General features: G+C 38.3%; 1 protein-coding gene. It reads left to right on the top strand.

The window, feature by feature from the left end; all coding sequences use genetic code 11:
- Positions 1-246: MlaA family lipoprotein (locus tag AAEY55_RS18500; RefSeq protein ID WP_350552732.1), on the top strand; the 246-nt coding region annotated here is incomplete at its 5' end.
- Positions 247-253: the final 7 nt, after the last annotated feature.

Consider the following 253-nt stretch of genomic DNA (forward strand, 5'->3'; position numbering starts at 1 on the left):
GGTCTATACTTTCCTTTATCTGAGCTAACGATGTGGCAGTCAGTATTAAAATGGGGTTTAAAAGGCTTGGATGCTCGCTCTAAAGCCATTGATCAAGAAAGATTATTAGACAATGCTCTTGATCCTTATGCTTTTGTAAAAGATGCCTATTTGCAGCATATGGATTACAAAGTTTTTGATGGTGATGTGCCATCTAGTCAAGCGGACGATGAGTTACTTGACGAATATTTAGATGAACTAGAATAGTCGAGGC

The organism is Pseudoalteromonas sp. 120-MNA-CIBAN-0494 (assembly GCF_040308885.1).
Taxonomy (GTDB): Bacteria; Pseudomonadota; Gammaproteobacteria; order Enterobacterales; family Alteromonadaceae; genus Pseudoalteromonas; species Pseudoalteromonas nigrifaciens.